The organism is Nocardioides sp., assembly GCF_004803405.1.
Taxonomy (GTDB): Bacteria; Actinomycetota; Actinomycetes; order Propionibacteriales; family Nocardioidaceae; genus Nocardioides; species Nocardioides vastitatis.
In genome coordinates, this window is the sequence record NZ_SSXI01000072.1 from 1 (window position 1) to 15,571 (window position 15,571).

General features: G+C 68.2%; 15 protein-coding genes. 6 read left to right on the top strand and 9 right to left on the bottom strand.

The genetic code is table 11. The features are described 5' to 3' along the window. On the bottom strand, positions 1 to 2,130 hold a 2,130-nt coding region (locus E7Z54_RS05350), incomplete at its 3' end, for a DUF11 domain-containing protein (RefSeq protein WP_168798175.1). A gap of 281 nt (positions 2,131 to 2,411) precedes the next feature. Next, positions 2,412 to 3,368: a hypothetical protein gene (locus tag E7Z54_RS05355; RefSeq protein ID WP_136431977.1), complete on the bottom strand. Its 957-nt coding sequence runs from the start codon at positions 3,366 to 3,368 to the stop codon at positions 2,412 to 2,414. 313 nt (positions 3,369 to 3,681) lie between these two features. Here E7Z54_RS05355 and E7Z54_RS05360 point away from each other — a divergent pair, with 313 nt between their 5' ends. Continuing rightward, complete coding sequence (locus E7Z54_RS05360; protein WP_136431978.1) at positions 3,682 to 4,359, top strand: response regulator; 678 nt, start codon at positions 3,682 to 3,684, stop codon at positions 4,357 to 4,359. 6 nt (positions 4,360 to 4,365) lie between these two features. Here E7Z54_RS05360 and E7Z54_RS05365 read toward each other — a convergent pair whose 3' ends face one another. The 7 genes from E7Z54_RS05365 to E7Z54_RS05390 all read right to left on the bottom strand — a co-directional run bounded on the left by E7Z54_RS05365 (position 4,366) and on the right by E7Z54_RS05390 (position 10,110). Further along, positions 4,366 to 5,208, bottom strand: coding sequence for an endonuclease/exonuclease/phosphatase family protein (locus E7Z54_RS05365; protein WP_168798176.1), 843 nt, complete (start codon positions 5,206 to 5,208; stop codon positions 4,366 to 4,368). 82 nt (positions 5,209 to 5,290) lie between these two features. Next, positions 5,291 to 5,620 (bottom strand): hypothetical protein, encoded by a 330-nt coding sequence (locus E7Z54_RS05370; protein WP_136431980.1) that lies wholly within the window; start codon positions 5,618 to 5,620, stop codon positions 5,291 to 5,293. Positions 5,621 to 5,900: 280 nt separating this feature from the next. Then, the gene (locus tag E7Z54_RS24340; RefSeq protein WP_378527742.1) at positions 5,901 to 6,002 is read right to left on the bottom strand and encodes a DLW-39 family protein; all 102 of its coding nucleotides are present in this window, start codon (positions 6,000 to 6,002) and stop codon (positions 5,901 to 5,903) included. Between the two features lie 73 nt (positions 6,003 to 6,075). Further along, positions 6,076 to 7,473, bottom strand: a complete 1,398-nt coding sequence (locus E7Z54_RS05375) for an FAD-binding oxidoreductase (protein WP_136431981.1) — start codon at positions 7,471 to 7,473, stop codon at positions 6,076 to 6,078. A 37-nt stretch (positions 7,474 to 7,510) separates the two neighbouring features. Continuing rightward, positions 7,511 to 7,900 (bottom strand): YybH family protein, encoded by a 390-nt coding sequence (locus E7Z54_RS05380; RefSeq protein WP_136431982.1) that lies wholly within the window; start codon positions 7,898 to 7,900, stop codon positions 7,511 to 7,513. 80 nt (positions 7,901 to 7,980) lie between these two features. After that, positions 7,981 to 9,540, bottom strand: a complete 1,560-nt coding sequence (locus tag E7Z54_RS05385) for an HD domain-containing phosphohydrolase (protein ID WP_136431983.1) — start codon at positions 9,538 to 9,540, stop codon at positions 7,981 to 7,983. 357 nt (positions 9,541 to 9,897) lie between these two features. Further along, the gene (locus E7Z54_RS05390) at positions 9,898 to 10,110 is read right to left on the bottom strand and encodes a hypothetical protein (protein ID WP_136431984.1); all 213 of its coding nucleotides are present in this window, start codon (positions 10,108 to 10,110) and stop codon (positions 9,898 to 9,900) included. A gap of 130 nt (positions 10,111 to 10,240) precedes the next feature. Here E7Z54_RS05390 and E7Z54_RS05395 point away from each other — a divergent pair, with 130 nt between their 5' ends. The 5 genes from E7Z54_RS05395 to E7Z54_RS05415 form a co-directional block, all read left to right on the top strand. Then, complete coding sequence (locus E7Z54_RS05395) at positions 10,241 to 11,767, top strand: FAD-dependent oxidoreductase (RefSeq protein WP_136431985.1); 1,527 nt, start codon at positions 10,241 to 10,243, stop codon at positions 11,765 to 11,767. Next, a complete protein-coding gene (locus tag E7Z54_RS05400) occupies positions 11,764 to 12,273 on the top strand; it encodes a DUF2231 domain-containing protein (RefSeq protein WP_206056025.1) in 510 nt (169 codons plus the stop codon). Before E7Z54_RS05395 ends, E7Z54_RS05400 begins: the two co-directional genes overlap by 4 nt. 274 nt (positions 12,274 to 12,547) lie before the next feature. Next, a complete protein-coding gene (locus E7Z54_RS05405; RefSeq protein ID WP_136431986.1) occupies positions 12,548 to 13,729 on the top strand; it encodes a tyrosine-type recombinase/integrase in 1,182 nt (393 codons plus the stop codon). An 81-nt stretch (positions 13,730 to 13,810) separates the two neighbouring features. Further along, positions 13,811 to 15,223 carry an ATP-binding protein gene (locus E7Z54_RS05410; RefSeq protein ID WP_136431987.1) on the top strand — a complete coding sequence of 471 codons (1,413 nt, stop codon included), beginning with the start codon at positions 13,811 to 13,813 and terminating at the stop codon, positions 15,221 to 15,223. 56 nt (positions 15,224 to 15,279) lie between these two features. Next, positions 15,280 to 15,571, top strand: a 292-nt coding sequence (locus E7Z54_RS05415) for a plasmid pRiA4b ORF-3 family protein (RefSeq protein ID WP_240769530.1), incomplete at its 3' end; no start/stop codon positions are given.

A 15,571-nucleotide genomic window follows, 5' to 3' on the forward strand; every position in this document is an offset into this window, starting at 1 on the left:
GGAGATGATCGTGTACCCGTTCGTGGTCGTGGTCACCGTCTCCGACACCGGCGCCGAGTCCTGGCCGCCGTAGCTCGACTGAGCGGTGTTCGTCAGCTGGGTGCCCGGCGCGACGCTGGGGTCCACCACCGCCTGATAGGTCAACGGATGCTGCACATTCGTCGCCACACCGTTCAACGTCCAGGTCAGCACCTCCCGACCCGCACCATCCGTCGACACCACCGGCTCCGGCGACGCCGACCCCGGCTGGTACCTCATCCCCAACGGCAGCACGTCACGGATCACATACCCGTCCACCGTGGCCGGGATGATCCCCGAGCCGGTCGCCGAGTAGGTCAACGTGAACTCCGCCGGCACACCCGGCGTCACCGTGGCGGTGGCCGAGGACTTCTGCAGGTACGGCCGGGCGGTGACGATCCGGAGGATGTCGCGCCGCCCGTTCGTGTGCGGGTAACGGGCATTCTCCGTCGGCGTGACCACGTAGGTGCTCTCGGGGCCAGACCAGACGCCGTTTCCGCTCAGCACGGAGCCGAACATCCATACGTCCTGGCCCACGGGCACGTCGTCCCTGATCCGCACGTGAGCGTTGAGCTGGATGCCGTCGATGCCCTCGGCGGCGTACAGCGAGCGCGGGTAGACGACGCGAATGGCCTGGATCGTCGACAGGTCGTCCGGCTCGGTCGTCGTCCAGTTGCCCGGGTCCGAGCCACAGTCGAACTGGTCCGGATCGCCGACGTTCCCGATGTAGTACTCCATCGCGGGCGGGTTGTTGAGCGGGGCGCCGCTGACCTCTCCTTCCTCGGGGTCGTAGATGAGGCCCCGGATCTGCGCGTATGGGAAGTAGTCGTCCGGCTTCTCCACGTACCGGACGTACCGCGCGTCGAAGGGCAGGCACTCGCCGTACAGGTCGGTCTCCGCCCCAGGGATGCGGTTGCCGAAATGATTGACGTGCGGCAGCAGCCTGGTGCCCGCCGAGACCCGGTACGTGTCATCCCAGGGAGTGCCGCCGGACTGCGTGTACGGCCGCCACCATGAGGCGGACCAGTAGCCGGGCAGCGTGTAGGACTTGTTGCTGGCGTTGTTGTCGGGCAGATCGGTCGCCGTCAATCCGGTCGGCGACCGGTAGGTCGGGGCGTCGGAGGTCACGCTGATGGAGCCGGCCTGGTTCGTGGTCACGCGGAAGTACAGCGAACCGCTGGCGATGTAGTCCCAGTCCGGCGGCAGCGGGTTCCCGGTACCGTTCGCGGCACTCGAGTCATGACTCGGCACGTCGGCCAGGTCGTAGTTGATCCCCCGCAGGGTGAGGTCGAAGACGCCTGGGGCCACCTCGGTCAGGATGCACTCGTCGACGAAGGAGGTCTGCTGGCTCTCGGGGTAGCCGGGCAGCTCGGACCACGGATGCCCGTCGGCTCGGCCGTAGTTGAACGGCGTGCAGCCCATCTCATCCGTGGCGTAGTGCTCTCCCACGTGGACCGGGGCGCCGGTGTTCGAGGCGACGTTCAGCCGATAGGTCACCTCGTTCGGGCCCGGATCGGAGCCCTTGCCCAAGCGCAACGACCACTGGACGTCCACGTCGACGTAACTCGGCGCCTGAATGTCGTCCCAGATGTAGCCGCCCGTGGTCCCGCCGTACTGGATGTCCATGGCGAACGTGTTGCGGATCGGGATCGGCGGCAGGTTCTTGGTCTCACCGCTCGGGCTGGTGCCGCTGAGGACCATCTCCTCGCCGGTGATGCCGTTGGCGACCACCGGAACCTGCACCACGATCGCCGTGCCCTGCACGACCGTGCCGAAGTTGCAGGTCAGCGTCATCCCGTCCTCGGAGATGCTCGACGGCGGCGTCACATCCGCTGTCTTGCACATGTCCGGGATCTCGTCGAAGACGCCCTTGCCGGCCTGGAACGTCGCGGTCACGTTCTCGACCGGGTCGTTGGACGGTGCCGGCTGGTCGTCGTTGACGTTGATCCGCCACTCGGCCACCACCGGGTTGCCGCGAGCGACATTCGCCGGAGGGTTGACCCACGCGCCTTCGATCTCGTACACCGTCGCGGCGGTGGCGGGACCGGCCACGGCGCCCAGGCCGGTCGCCGCCAACAGCAGCGAGAGGACGAGGATCGTCCCTCGCCGCAACAGGCGATCGGGCCGATGCGGCCGGCGTGCGGGAGGGGACACAGGGGCGGTTGGGATGTGCGGCATGACAGGTCACTCCCTGGGGGAAGGGAGCCCGAGGACGACCCCGAGCGGTTGGTCCCGCACAGCGTGCATCCGGCCGGACCGACCGGACTAGACGATCCGACCCTTTTGGTCCGGTGAATGGTCCGTCGCCTGGTCCGCCATCAGCACGCGGTCCATGGCGCGCCTCCACGACCCGAAATGTGACGACTGTTCGGCCTGAGCCTGAGCGCGGTAGCTCAGTCCTCGCAGATGGCGAAGGGCAGCTTCCGCGCGAGGGTCAGCTCCACTGCCGCTGCCGGGTCGCCGATCGTGTAGCCCAGGCGTCCCGTCGAGGGGTCCGCCACCCCACGTCCCATGGCCAGCCCGAACTCCGGGTCGGTCGGCGGCATGACGTCGGCCAGCCGGAGCCGGTCGAACGCGTCGGCGCGGTCCTCGCCCAGCTGGACGGTGGCGAGCTCGCCGCCGAAGGAGACGGCGAACGCCTCGAGTGGGTCCAGCGAGCGCAGGGCAGCGGCAGGGGCGGAGGCGAGCCGGTCCTTCGTGCCGGCACCGAAGACGGTGCCGAAGTCGACACAACCGCGCTCGACGTACGTCGACGCCGCCTCGTTCCCGACGAGCGCCGCGACCTCGGGCAGCACACCCCAGGAATCGTCGATGGGCGGGGGCGTGGTGGAGGTGACCAGGCGGCGCTCGGTGTCCACCGCCGCTCCACTCAGGGGTCCCACCCCGGCGCCCACGGCCCGCTGCACCGCTCGCATCGGGACCTCGTCGTCGAACGCGAGCACCCAGCCCGACACGGGGCCCGAGTAGCTGGCCTCCCACGTGACGTCGTCCTGGCCGAACCCGAAGCGTTGCCGCAGCCGCTGATCCACCGAGCGCAGCAGACCCTGGGACAGCGCTGCGGTGCGTGGCAGCATCCGCCAGAACCGTGCCCGCTCCTGCGGTGTGGTCTCGCTCTCCAGCGTGCCCAACCCGAGCACCAGGCGCAGCTGTTCGAAGTCGGTGACGACCAGCGAGGTGGCGTCGGCCGGCACCAGCGACAGTACGGCGGCGGACGGCTCGAGCGCCTCGTCGTACTCCGTGACGACGCCCGCGGGGGCCGGCTCCGGCTGGAAGACCGGCTTGGCGTCCTCGGTGCAACCCACCAGCAACACCGCGCAGGTCACCAGCGCCCCCATGCATCCGAACCTCACGGCGCCGAGTCTGCCATGAGGAGCGGGCCGTCTGGGTCGCTCCGACCGTCACCCTGGGATGACGCCACTGGTCCCGCGCGAACGGCGCTCTATTCGAGGATCGCGCGACGCGCATCCGCCGGTTTCGGCCTCCTGAGAGTCCACAGCCCGTTTCCCATTTCGGGGTGAGTGAAATCGGGATGCCGCTTGCGTGCTATTTCCGCACAGCGACGTCGGCCATTTCTCCGCATTATGGTGGGAGTTCGATAACGACGACCCGTTCGATCGGCGTTTCCAAAGTCCCTATAGACACGGTGGTGCACAATAGGTGCCTATGAACCCATATTCCGGGATTCGGGTGTACGTCGTCGACGACCACGAGGTCGTTCGGCGCGGCATTGCGAGCCTGGTCGACGCCGAGGACTCGATGGAGATCGTCGGCGAGTCGGGTAGCCCGGGTGACGCGCTCCCGGAGATCCTGGACCTTCGCCCGGACGTCGCGGTTCTCGGGAACCACCTGTCCGGCGGCTGCGCCGCCGATCTCTGCCAGCGGATCCGCGCGGCCGACCCCCGCATCAAGGTTCTCGTTCTCACCGGTCGCGACGACCCGGCGGCGATCTCCTCGGCCGTCCTCGCCGGTGCGTCCGGTTACGTCGTCAACGGAATCGACGGATGCTCACTGGTGAGCGGTATTCGCCATGTCGCCGGTGGGCATTCACTGATCGAGCCTGCGGTCGTGCGTCGGACGATCGAGGAGATGGAGATGCAGCAGAGGTCCCTGGAGATGATCTCTGAGCTCGTTCCCCAGCAGCGCAGCGTCCTCTTCCTCATCGGCCGTGGCATGACGAACCGGCAGATCGCCGAGCGCCTGGTCCTCGCTGAGCAGACGGTGGCTGATGACGTCGCCGACCTCCTGGCCGAGCTGGGGCTGCAGCACCGCACCCAGGCCGTGCTGCTCGCCCGCCGGCTCACCGGACTGGGATTCTCGAGGCCGCTCGCCTCTGCCAGCTAGGCGGACTCAGGAGCTGCGGAAACCTGGCGGGTTGATCGGCGGGGCGAGGTCGGCGAGGACGCCGTAGTGGTCGCTGGCCCAGACACCGCCCGACGGACGGTCGAGCACCCGCTCGCAGTCCTCCACCAGCAGCGTCGGCCCGTGCAGCACGCTACGCACCAGGATGTGGTCGATCTTGCGACTGACCGCGGTCGCGACCTCGCCGTCGCGAACGAGCGGATTGGTCACCTCGAAGGTGTAGCCGGGGTCGTCGGGGTGCGCGTACTCCCACGCGTCCTGGTAGCAGACACTGAACCCGTCGACGGGGCGACGCCCGCGCCAGAACTGCATGCTCGCGGAGTCCGGTGTCGCGTCGAAGTCGCCGAGCACGACCGCATGCAGGTCTCGGGACCCGATGTGCTCCTCGAGGGCGCGGGCGACGACGACGGCCTGCTGCTCGCGCTCGTGCTCGAACGGGAACGGCCAGCTCGGCTTGTGATGTGCCACGACGACCGTGCCGACCGGCGTGTCCAGCTCGACGAGCACCGCCGCGCACCAGGACAGTGTGTCTTTCGCCCGCTGGGTGAGGCGGAGGTCGATCTCGGTGATGAGGCGGTGCGGCCAGCGGGTCGCGATCGTCCCACCGACGCCATTGTCGGCCTGCGAGAACGGCGCGAGGTGGAAGTCCCGGCCGAGGATCCGGCCCAGGTCGCCGTCGACGTCCAGCGGCACCTCCTGGAGCGCGAGGACGTCAGGATCGAGTTCCCGGATCGTGTCGGCCAGCAGCCGGTGCCGGCGCTCCCAGTCGGGGTTCGCCGGACCGTAGGCATTGATTGTCATCACGCGGAGTCGCTGCGGAGTCTGATCCATGGCTCTCATCGTGACAGCCGACGCGGTCTCCGCCTATCGGATCCGGCGACTGCAACTCTGGACCGGAGCCGGCCCGCGAGGTTCAGGCGACGGCAGCGCTCTGATGGACGCGGTGCGCGTCGTTCAGGTAGCTGACGGCGCGGCGGATGCGCTTCTTCGACCCGATGAAAGGCCAGCCGGTGAGCCAGAACACCAGCCATGGTGATTCGCGGTGACTGGATCCTGCAGCTGCGAGCGTCTCATTGAGTCGGCCTGTGACCCCGTAGTTGGCGCAGAACGGGAGGAACCACGCAAACAGGAAGCCAGCGCCGCCGCGACCGAGCGTCCGATTCGTGCTGCTGATCCAGCTTGCTCGCGCGATACCGAGCGTGAAAAGAGCGATCCAGAATCCGGGAAACGGGGAGAGAGACATGTGGCGTAGCGTGCCGCACTTTGCTGTCGCGCATGGCTGTTTGGCGAATCTGTCGCATTCAGCACTGGGATCGTCGTGGACGACGGTGATCTGCGCCCAACCTAGTATGCGCGAGTTGCAAGAAACCGCAGGCTGACCAGCGGTTCCAGTGAATGGAGCCTAGGGGACTCGAAACCCTAACCACCCTGCAAACCCGGTGCGCTACCAATCGCGCCGAGGGCCCTGGTCGCCGACGGTCTGGTGCCGGTCGCTGCGCGACTCGACCTCCGGCGCAGGCGGATCAGTTCTTCGGGAGCTTCTCTGTCGCTTCGGCCCAGACGGCCTGCTCGGCCTTGCTCTGCTGGAGCTTCTTGCTGGCGAGCGCGACGCCTGCGGACCCGATCCAGAAGAGGGCTGACCTCGCTGAGCCCCAGTCGTTTGCCCTTCGCGTTACCCGGTTGGAGAGCGGGACGAGCTCAGGCCGGTGGGATGTTGGCGTTGTGGTTGAAGAAGTTGCTGGGGTCGTACTTGGCCTTGAGCGAAATCAGTCGCGCCCATTGGGCGTCGGTGTAGGCGGACCGGACTCGTTGGGCAGCGTCGTCACTGGTGAAGTTCACGTACACGCCGCGGCTGTGCGGGGCGAGGGCGTCGAAGAACCCGCGCACCCAGGCCTTGTGTCGATCGGCGTCGGTCGCTCGCTCGGGCAGCCACGAGGCGACGATGTTGATGTCGTGGGCGGCGTCGCGGTGGGGGAACGCCGTAGCGTCTTCGGGGACCCGTGACATCGCGCCACCGAAGCTGAAGATCGGCACTGACGACATGGGCGAGGTGATCTGACCGAGGTGGTCGCACATGATGTCGATGATGTTGTCGGTGAGCGGGCCGAGCCGGTGCGACTTCCAGTAGTAGTGCCGGCCGTGCGGGACGGCGGCGTCAAGCATCTTCTGGTGAACGGTGTAGGGCTTGTGTGCCATCACATCCACGACCGGCGTGCCGAGCGCGCGGACCCGGGTCAGCACGCGCTCGCCCTCCTCGGGCGGTCCGGCATAGGTCGCGACCAAGGCAACGATCGGCTTGCCGTGGATGTGCTCCGGGAACGCCGGCAGCGGCGGGGCGAGCCGGAGGTTGGCCATCAGGCCGACCTCGTCGGGTGCGTCGGCGATGAAGTCGCGAAGGAACTCGAGCACGGAGGGAGCCTGGTCCGCGGGCCAGGCGATCATGCCCGCGAAGACGGTCGGGCCCAACGGCTGCAGCTCGAAGGTGAAGTTGGTGACGACGCCGAAGTTGCCACCTCCGCCTCGCAGGCCCCAGAAGAGGTCGGCGTTCTCGTCCTCACTGGCGACAACCAGCTCGCCGTTGGCGGTGACCACGTCGGCCGACCGGAGCGCGTCGATGCTGAGGCCGAACCTGCGCATCAGGTGACCGATGCCGCCACCGAGGGTCAGGCCGCCGATGCCGGTGTGGCTGATGAAGCCGCCCGTCGCCGCGAGGCCGAACACCTGGCTCGCCCGGTCGACATCGGCGTTGAGGCAGCCGCCCTGGGCTTGGATGGTCCGGGCCATCGGGTCGACCCGCGTGCCGGTCATCGCCGACAGGTCGATCACCACCCCGGCGTCCACCAGCGCGTGGCCGGCCACGGCGTGCCCGCCACCACGGACCGACGCCGGCAGGTGGTGGTCGCGGCAGAACCTCACCGCCGCGATCACGTCCGCGGCGCCGCGACAGCGCGCGATCAGCGCCGGCTGCCGCTGGATCTCGCCGTTCCACACGCGGCAAGCGGCGTCGTACGACGGGTGGTCGGGCGAGACCAGCTCGCCCATGAAGTCGGCGGCAAGGGCCGCGGAGTCGATAGTCGGGCTTGCGAGTGCGGGCATCTCCCTGCCTCCATAACGCGTCGATCCTGAGCGGCCCTCAGGGCCTCGTGTTCCACATGTGGCGTGCCAGCCGCCACTCCCCCGTCGGCAGCTGGTGCAACAGCCAGGCCTTCGTCGCCCGGAAGGAGCTGCCCGAACCGTCGGCACGAACAACTGCCTGGCCTTCGACATCCGCGAGGGCGTAGATCCACCTGTCTCCCAGTTCGACCACGTCGATCGGCGTCGACCTGATCGAGAGCTGGTAGTCGTCGTAGCTGGCCTGCTCACCCTTGGCGATCTCCTCCGGTCCGCGTTCCAACTCGGACCCCGGTGGGATTCGGATGGCGTCCGGAGTGAAGAGCCGGCCATAGGCGTCGGAATCCGAGGCGTTGACCGCGCGCTCGTAGGCGTCGCACATGGCCCGCACGACCTCGTGTGCAGAAGTCATCGTGAGTGCCCCTTTCCAGCTCCCATGAGGTTGTCCCGACGTTAGGCGGGCTGGCCTCGCGAGGTCATGAGGGGAACTCCCTATCTTTGCTGTCCGAACGCGGACGCGCTGTCGAGCAGCCCGTATCTCATGGCGAACAGGCTGGCCTCGGCCCTGGTGGACGAGCCGATCTTGGCGTAGATGTGCTCCACGTGGTTGCCGACGGTCTTCTCCGCCACGTGCAGCCGGTTGGCGACCGCGCGTGTGGTGTGGCCTCTGGCGATGAGTGCCAGCACCTCGACCTCTCGCGAGGTCAAGCCACATGGCCAGGTCCGCCGCCGTCCCGAGGTCTGGCCGGCTGCGGCCAGCACCGCGCCGACGGCGTCCGCGTCGAGACCCCCGGCTCTCACTTCAGAGCGCAGATGTCCGGCGGCCGTGGCGGCGTCGTAGGCCGGTCGGTCCGCGCGGTTCTCCACCAGTGCCTGGTAGGTGTCGGCCGCACCGAGGACGCGAGCTGCCATGGACAGCTGACCTCCGGCCCGCCCATGCGGGTACCCCGAACCGTCGAGGCGTTCGTGGTGCTGTGCCGCCAGCGCCCCGATGCGGGCCAAGGTCGCCGGTTGCCGGAACATCCGTCCGACGTAATAGGCATGCATCTGCAACCGCTCCGTCTCGGCCGTGGTCAAGGGGCCGGGCTTGTCGAGGATCGAGTTCGACACACCCATGCGTCCGGCATCCTGTACGAGCGCTGTGCGCCGGATCAGCTGGGTCTCTTCATCAGGCAGACCGAGCGCACGGGCCGCCTCGGCCGCGAGTCCTGCCACGCCGCGCGCGTGACCGGTCGTGAACGGGGACTTGAGATCGGTGAAGTCTCCGATCGCCTCCAGCGCGGCGTCCAGCTCTTCGGCCGTCAAATGCGACCTCAGCGTGGGCTCCTCGGCCAGCACGCTCTCCCAGCAGTCGGGTTCGGCCGCTGCCGCGAGGATGTCGGTCGCGTGTGCGCAGAAGGCGTCGGCTAGTTCGGGATCCCATTGGCTGCCGGTCCGCTCGCGCACCACGTCGACCGCGGCCGAGACTCCCCCCATGCGGTGGACGGGTACGACGATGTCGGCCAGCTGGACGATGCGGGCCAGGATCGAGATCTCCGCACCGTGGAGGCGGTCCGGACGGCCACGGCCGTCCCACCTCTCGAACAGCTGCACGAGTGGGCGTGCCACAGCCTCGCCCAGACCGACCCGCTCCGCGAACTGGCGGGTCACGACGCAGTGCTCGAAGACCGTGCTGCTGCCGGTGGCCTGCCTCGGGGTCGCGGGCGCCAACGGCGGGTGTACGGCGGCTGCCCGCCTGCTCAGGAACGCGACCGCCTCGGGTCCGACCGGATCGATCTCGTAGCTCGCGGCTCGCCACTCCAGGTCGTCGCCGAAATGAGTCGCGAGCTCATGAGAGTCGCTGCCGCAGCCCACCCACGCAAGCAGCGCGATGTAGTAGAGGGCGGCCCGGTCTTCGCCGGAGAGCCCTACGACGTCACCCAGGCGCAGAGCAACCAGCGTCTGGCGCAGCACGTGCTCCATCGGCTGGCCCAACCCCAGGTCCACGACCAGCGAGAACGACGCCAGCAGTTCAGCGAGACGGACCTCGGTCTGCTCCGCAGCGGAACCCATAGTCCATGACACAGCCGAACACCACGCCGGGCAAGCCCAGCACGAGAGCGCCGGTCGATCGGGGATCCGCCCGCTCCGAGTTCACGTGCTTGGTCGCGCTCCGAGGCTGCTCCGGCCCGCGCTTGCCCCACCAGTCCCCAGCGCGAGAAGCGGGACGGCCCCACACGGCCTGCTCGGCCTTGCTCTGCTTGAGCTTCTTGCCGGCGAGCGCGACGCCCGCGGACCGGATCCAGAAGAGGCCTGAGCGCCGCCGTCGCTTGCGAGACGTTGTCAGAACTGAGCATCCCGCACAGTTCGGAGGACCACCTTCCCGACTCTCTCCTTCCGAGCCGTGGTGATGAACCGGAGCATGGCCCGCTACTGTGCCGGCGCCACGATGACCTCCAGCGGACCGCTGCCGCTCACCACGGCACCTCGCAGCGTGAACCGCGACTCCAGGCGCTGCACCAGTTCTTCGCGCGCCCTCGTGATCCGCAGGTCTTCATTGATTCCGTCGCGGATCAGGACGACCAAAGCGGCCAATCCGTGGGCGGCCCGTGACCAGATCCGCAGCTTGGAGACCCGTCTCATCGAACAAGGGTGCCCGGAAGACGGCGGACGCACCGACGTTCGGCACCTCACCACTGGTGCCCGAATGGGCGCGCCGTTTGCCCGAGGATGCTCCGGGTACCGCCCCTGTGAACGGTGAGAGGACCCGCCGATGGAGCGCAGGAGCCTATGGCTGGCAACCGCTGAGCTGCCGCACTACTCCGCCTTCGACGGCGACACCGAAGTCGACGTGGCCGTCGTGGGCGCTGGACTGGTTGGGCTGACCACGGCGCTGCTGGCCCAGCGTGACGGCGCCCGCGTCCTCCTCTTGGAGGGCGCACAACTCGGAGCAGGCACCACCGGAAAGACCACCGGCAAGGTCACCTCGCAGCACGGCCTGGTCTACGCCGACCTGCTCGACCGCCACGGTGAGGAGACCGCCGGCCGGTACGCCGAGGCCAACCAGGCGGGCGTCGAAAAGGTTGTTGCGCTGGCCGAGGAACTCGACATCGACTGCGAGCTGACCCGGGCCCCGTCCTACGTCTACACCCGCGATCCCGACCAGAGGGACAGGATCGAGTCGGAGGTCGATGCGGCGGCCAAGCTCGGCCTGCCCGCTTCGATGGCGTCGCAGGTAGATCTTCCGTTCGACATCGAGGCGGCGGTCCGCTTCGAGGACCAGGTCCACTTCCATCCCGGCAAGTACCTGGCCGGCCTCGCCCGGGCGTTGACCGACGCCGGCGGAGTCATCCATGAGGACACGCGAGTCACTGCCGTCGATGAGCTGCGCGACCGCAGCGTCAACCTCACCACTGCGACGGGCTCGGTCCACGCCGACCAGGCCGTGGTCGCCACCTTGCTGCCGATGGGCCTCATCGGGGGCTACTTCGCCAAGACCCGGCCCTCGCGCTCCTACGCTCTGGCCGTCCGGCTGGCAGGCAAGCCTCCAGAAAGCATGGCGATCTCGATCGACGCACCCACGAGGTCGACCCGGCCGTGGCAGGACGACGGACTGATCGTGGTCGGCAACGGGCACGAACCCGGCGCCGTTGACGACACCGAGTCGCTCTACCAGGACCTGGAGGACTGGACCCGGTCCACCTTCGACGTCGCCTCGCTGGAATACCGCTGGTCGGCACAGGACTACAGCACTCCAGACCAGATTCCCTACATCGGCCGCTCACCCGCGAGCCCGATGATCCTGGTGGCCACCGGATTCAAGAAGTGGGGCCTGAGCAACGGCACCGCTGCGGCGATGATCCTGGCCGACCTGCTCGCCGACCGGGACAACCCCTGGCTGCCGGCCTTCGACGCCTCCCGTGTCGGCGACGCGCAGACCGTGGGGCGACTGGTCAAGGACAACCTGACTGTTGGCAAGGAGTTCGTCGGCGGTCGCCTCAACCGCGACCCGATCGCCGCAGAGGATCTCGCGCCGGGCACCGGGGGCGTGGTCGACCTCGACGGCAAGACCGTGGGCGGCTACCGCGACCGCGACGACGCGCTGCACACCGTCGACCTGACCTGCACCCACCTCGGCTGTCCATTGCACTGGAACTCCGCGGAGACCAGCTGGGACTGCCGCTGTCACGGCTCCCGCTTCGATGTCGATGGGCAGATCCTCAACGGGCCCAGCGTCAAGCCGCTCGGGACCCGTACGAGCATGCACGAGGGCGCCAACACCACCGAGGAGTCACGATGACCACCGGTTCACCCATGGAATCAGCGAAACGGCCCCGAAGCATCCTCGCCGGCCCTTACGCACACCCGTTCCACCCCATCCTGGTCACCGTGCCCATCGGCGCCTGGGTGGCCAGCCTCGTTTTCGACCTCGCCTCCGCGGCTGTCAGCGACAAGGAGGCGATGTTTGCCGAGGGCGCGTACTGGCTGATCGCGCTCGGAGTCGTCGGCGCCCTGGCGGCCGCCATCTTCGGCCTGCTGGACCTGCTCACCATTCCGCGCGGCACCCGCGCCTTCAAGGTCGGCCTCACGCACATGAGCCTCAACCTGTTTGTCGTGGTCCTCTTCGTGGTGGGATTCCTCGTGCGCGCCGCCCAGGGATATGAGGAGTTCAGCGGCGTCGGCACCCTGATCAGCATCGTCGCCCTTGCGCTGCTCGGGCTCTCAGGATGGCTCGGCGGAGAGCTGGCCTACCGCTACGGGGTCCGCGTTGCGTCCGAAGAGACCCAACAAGAGGGCTTCCGTTAACCACGACGCCCCGCGTCAGGGCCGGCCTGAGCCGGGTCTCGCGGCACGTGCACCTCCGACGAGCGAAAGTGGGCCTCTGACATGCGTGGAGCTGGGGGACTCGAACCCCTAACCCCCTGCTTGCAAATTCCGCAAAAGCATGGGGTTAGGGGCGCTGACCTGCGGAAGCGCGAGACTGTGGGGGACAACCCTGCCCTCTGAAGGACGTTCTTTCCCCCACCAGTCCCCCACAGAATGGTCCCGCACTAGAGCGTTATGGGGTTAGGGTAGCAAGATGGCACGGCGAAGAGGGTTCGGCGAGGTGGAGCGGCGGCGCAGCGCCGCCGGCGTCGTCACCTACCGCGCGCGATACGCGATGCCCGACGGATCGCGCCACTCCCGCACCTTCACGACGAAGATGGACGCCGAGGCGTGGCTCGCCGCCGAGCGGACGCTGGTCGATCGTGAGGAGTGGATCCCCCCGAAGGCGAGGCAGGTCGCTCAGGAGCAACGCCGCCGCGAGGCCGCCTACAACACCGTCGCCGGGTTCGCCGAGCGGTACTTGGTCGATCGGGGGCTGAGGCCCAACACGATCCGGACCTACCTGCAGCTCCTCAACACGCGCATCCTCCCCTACTTCGCGGAGATGCCACTGATCGACGTCAGCCTCACGGAGATCAAGCAGTGGCGAGCCTCGCTCGACCCGGACGCTGAAGCCGCCAACGCCGCGGCCTACCGCCTGCTGAGAGCGATGCTCCAAGCCGCTGAGGAGGAGGAGTTGATCGACCGGGCGCCACCGAAGATCCGCGGCGCCGGGTCTGCTCCGGTGAGGCGGGTCGCCGTCCCGGCGACCTTGGACGAGATCGCGACGATCATCGAGGAGATGCCCGATCGGTTGAAACTACTGATCGTCCTCGCTGCGTTCGTCGGCCTACGTCAGGGCGAGCTGCTGGAACTTCGGCGCTCCGATGTCGACCACAGGTCTGGGTGGATCCATGTCGCCCGCAAGATCGACAAGGACGTCATTGCGGGAGCGAGAGGCGCCTGCCCGAACTGTGGTCGAGCCATCAGCGCGCCCAAGACGACCAGCAGCGTACGCACGGTGCACGTTCCGCCGCCGTTCCTCCCGATGCTTCAGGAGCACCTGATTGAGTACGCCGAGCGTGGCCCGACCGGCCTACTGTTCCCGGGCGACCGCACCGACCACATGAGCGTGCGCTACCTGATGGACCGGTACCGCCCGGCCCGCGAGGCGGCGGGGCGTCCCGACCTCACGATCCACCACCTGCGGCACACCGCACTCACCATCGCCGGCCAGCATGGCGCCACCGGCGCCGAGCTCCAGGCCCGCGCCGGCCACGCCTCCCAGGCAGCGATGGCCATCTACCAGCACGCCACCCTCGACCGCGACAAGGCCCTGGCCGAGCGCATCGGCGAGACGTACGACGCCTGGCAGACATCCCGAAGGTCGGAGTGAACCCGCTGCCGGGCCGTCCGCAGACTCCGAAACCTCGCATTGATGTTAGTATCATTGATGCGAGTATCTCGGAGGTGAGTAATGTTCGTTGGGCGTCAAGCGCAGTTGGCGCGGCTTGAGGCGTTGCTACGGCAGGTTCGTGCCGACAAGGACTCCAAGCCCGGCAGGGCACTCCTCATTCGCGGGCGCCGGCGCGTCGGCAAGTCCCGCCTCGTGGAGGAGTTCGTCGAGCGCGCCGACGTGCCCCACGTGTTCTTCGCGGCGTCAGGGCGGCCGGTACGGGACGAGCTGCGCTTGTTCGCACAGGAGGTCGCTACCTCGAACCTGCCCGGAGCTGAGCTCTTCAGTGGCATCGAGCTGGCCGGTTGGGATGCCGCACTGCGCTTGCTGGCGACCGCCCTCCCCGAGGACGGCAGTGTTGTCGTCCTCGACGAGATTCCCTACCTCGTCGCGTCGGACGAGAGCTTCGAGGGAACACTCCAACGGGCATTCGACAGAGAGCTGGCGCGCAAGCGCGTCGTCGTGATCGGCATCGGTTCCGACCTGGGGATGATGGAGGCACTCAACGAGTACGGGCGGCCGTTCCACCAGCGCGCGACGGAAATGGTTGTCCCGCCCCTCACCCCGTCTGAGGTCGGCGACCTGCTGGACCTTCCGGCAGCGGACGCCTTCGACGCGCACATCGTCACCGGCGGCCTACCGCTGATCTGCAACGAGTGGCCCACAGCCATGCCGCTGATGGACTACCTCGGCGAAGCCGTCAACGATCCGACCTCGGCACTACTCGTCTCGGGCGAGCGCTCGCTCGCCGCCGAGTTCCCCTCCGACGCACAGGCACGCACGGTGCTGACCGCGATCGGCAGTGGAGAGCGCACCTTCACCAATATCGGTCGCGCGGCGGACATCCCGCAGGGCTCCCTCAACCGATCCCTGACGACCCTCGTGGCCAAGCGCGTCGTCGCCGTCGACGAGCCGCTCTCGACCAAGCCCGGCTCGAAGGACAAGCGCTACCGCGTCGCTGACCCGTACCTCCGATTCTGGCTCGCCTTCCTCGGCCCGCACCTCGACGAGATCGAGCGGGGACGCGGAGATCGCGTCCTCGCGCGCATTCGCGCGTCATGGACCTCGTGGCGTGGGCGAACGATCGAGCCGGTCATCCGGGAAGCCCTGGAACGTCTCGCGCCACCCGTCCTAACCGGCGAGAACGGCGTGCCGGGCGTCGTCGGCGGCTACTGGACGCGCACCAACAAACCCGAGATCGACCTCGTCGTCGGCGACCGCGCGCCTGTCGCGAAGCGCGTCCTCGCGCTCGGCTCGATCAAGTGGCTCGAGAATGCTCCCTTTGATCGACACGATCTCGGTGAACTCCACGCGCACAGGACTCAGCTGCCGGGCGCGGCGGTCGATACCCCGCTCATCGCCGTAGCCAGATCCGGCTGCTCGGTCAACGGTGTCGAGCACTTCGGGCCCGACGAGCTCATCGCCCACGACTGACATCGACGGCATCACCGGCCGCGTCACACGTAGACGTCTCCGCCTACCATCGGGGCGTGCCAACAGGTGACGCCGATGACCTCCGCCGTCAGTTCGACGCTCTGATCTCGGGCGCCGAGTTGGGCGACCTGCGCACGCTCGCCGACCAGATGTCAGTGGTCTCGGGCGGTGTCTTCGCGAAGCGGACGAGCAACCCGCACCTGCGCCACCCCAAGCGCGACGAGCCCGTGATCTTCCGGGTGCGGGTCGACCTCAACGACGCGCACCCGCCGATCTGGCGGCGACTCGACCTGCGTTCCGACCTCACGCTCGCCGCGGTCCACCAGGTGTTGCAGACGGCGTACGACT

What these genes read in the sequence shown, in the direction of transcription:
- E7Z54_RS05395 (WP_136431985.1), top strand. Translation starts at nt 10,241, where the DNA reads ATGGAGCGCAGGAGCCTATGGCTGGCAACCGCTGAGCTGCCGCACTAC.
- E7Z54_RS05410 (WP_136431987.1), top strand. Translation starts at nt 13,811, where the DNA reads ATGTTCGTTGGGCGTCAAGCGCAGTTGGCGCGGCTTGAGGCGTTGCTA.
- E7Z54_RS05390 (WP_136431984.1), bottom strand. Translation starts at nt 10,110, where the DNA reads ATGAGACGGGTCTCCAAGCTGCGGATCTGGTCACGGGCCGCCCACGGA.
- E7Z54_RS05370 (WP_136431980.1), bottom strand. Translation starts at nt 5,620, where the DNA reads ATGTCTCTCTCCCCGTTTCCCGGATTCTGGATCGCTCTTTTCACGCTC.
- E7Z54_RS05365 (WP_168798176.1), bottom strand. Translation starts at nt 5,208, where the DNA reads ATGGATCAGACTCCGCAGCGACTCCGCGTGATGACAATCAATGCCTAC.
- E7Z54_RS05405 (WP_136431986.1), top strand. Translation starts at nt 12,548, where the DNA reads ATGGCACGGCGAAGAGGGTTCGGCGAGGTGGAGCGGCGGCGCAGCGCC.
- E7Z54_RS05380 (WP_136431982.1), bottom strand. Translation starts at nt 7,900, where the DNA reads ATGACTTCTGCACACGAGGTCGTGCGGGCCATGTGCGACGCCTACGAG.
- E7Z54_RS05360 (WP_136431978.1), top strand. Translation starts at nt 3,682, where the DNA reads ATGAACCCATATTCCGGGATTCGGGTGTACGTCGTCGACGACCACGAG.
- E7Z54_RS05385 (WP_136431983.1), bottom strand. Translation starts at nt 9,540, where the DNA reads ATGGGTTCCGCTGCGGAGCAGACCGAGGTCCGTCTCGCTGAACTGCTG.
- E7Z54_RS05400 (WP_206056025.1), top strand. Translation starts at nt 11,764, where the DNA reads ATGACCACCGGTTCACCCATGGAATCAGCGAAACGGCCCCGAAGCATC.
- E7Z54_RS05375 (WP_136431981.1), bottom strand. Translation starts at nt 7,473, where the DNA reads ATGCCCGCACTCGCAAGCCCGACTATCGACTCCGCGGCCCTTGCCGCC.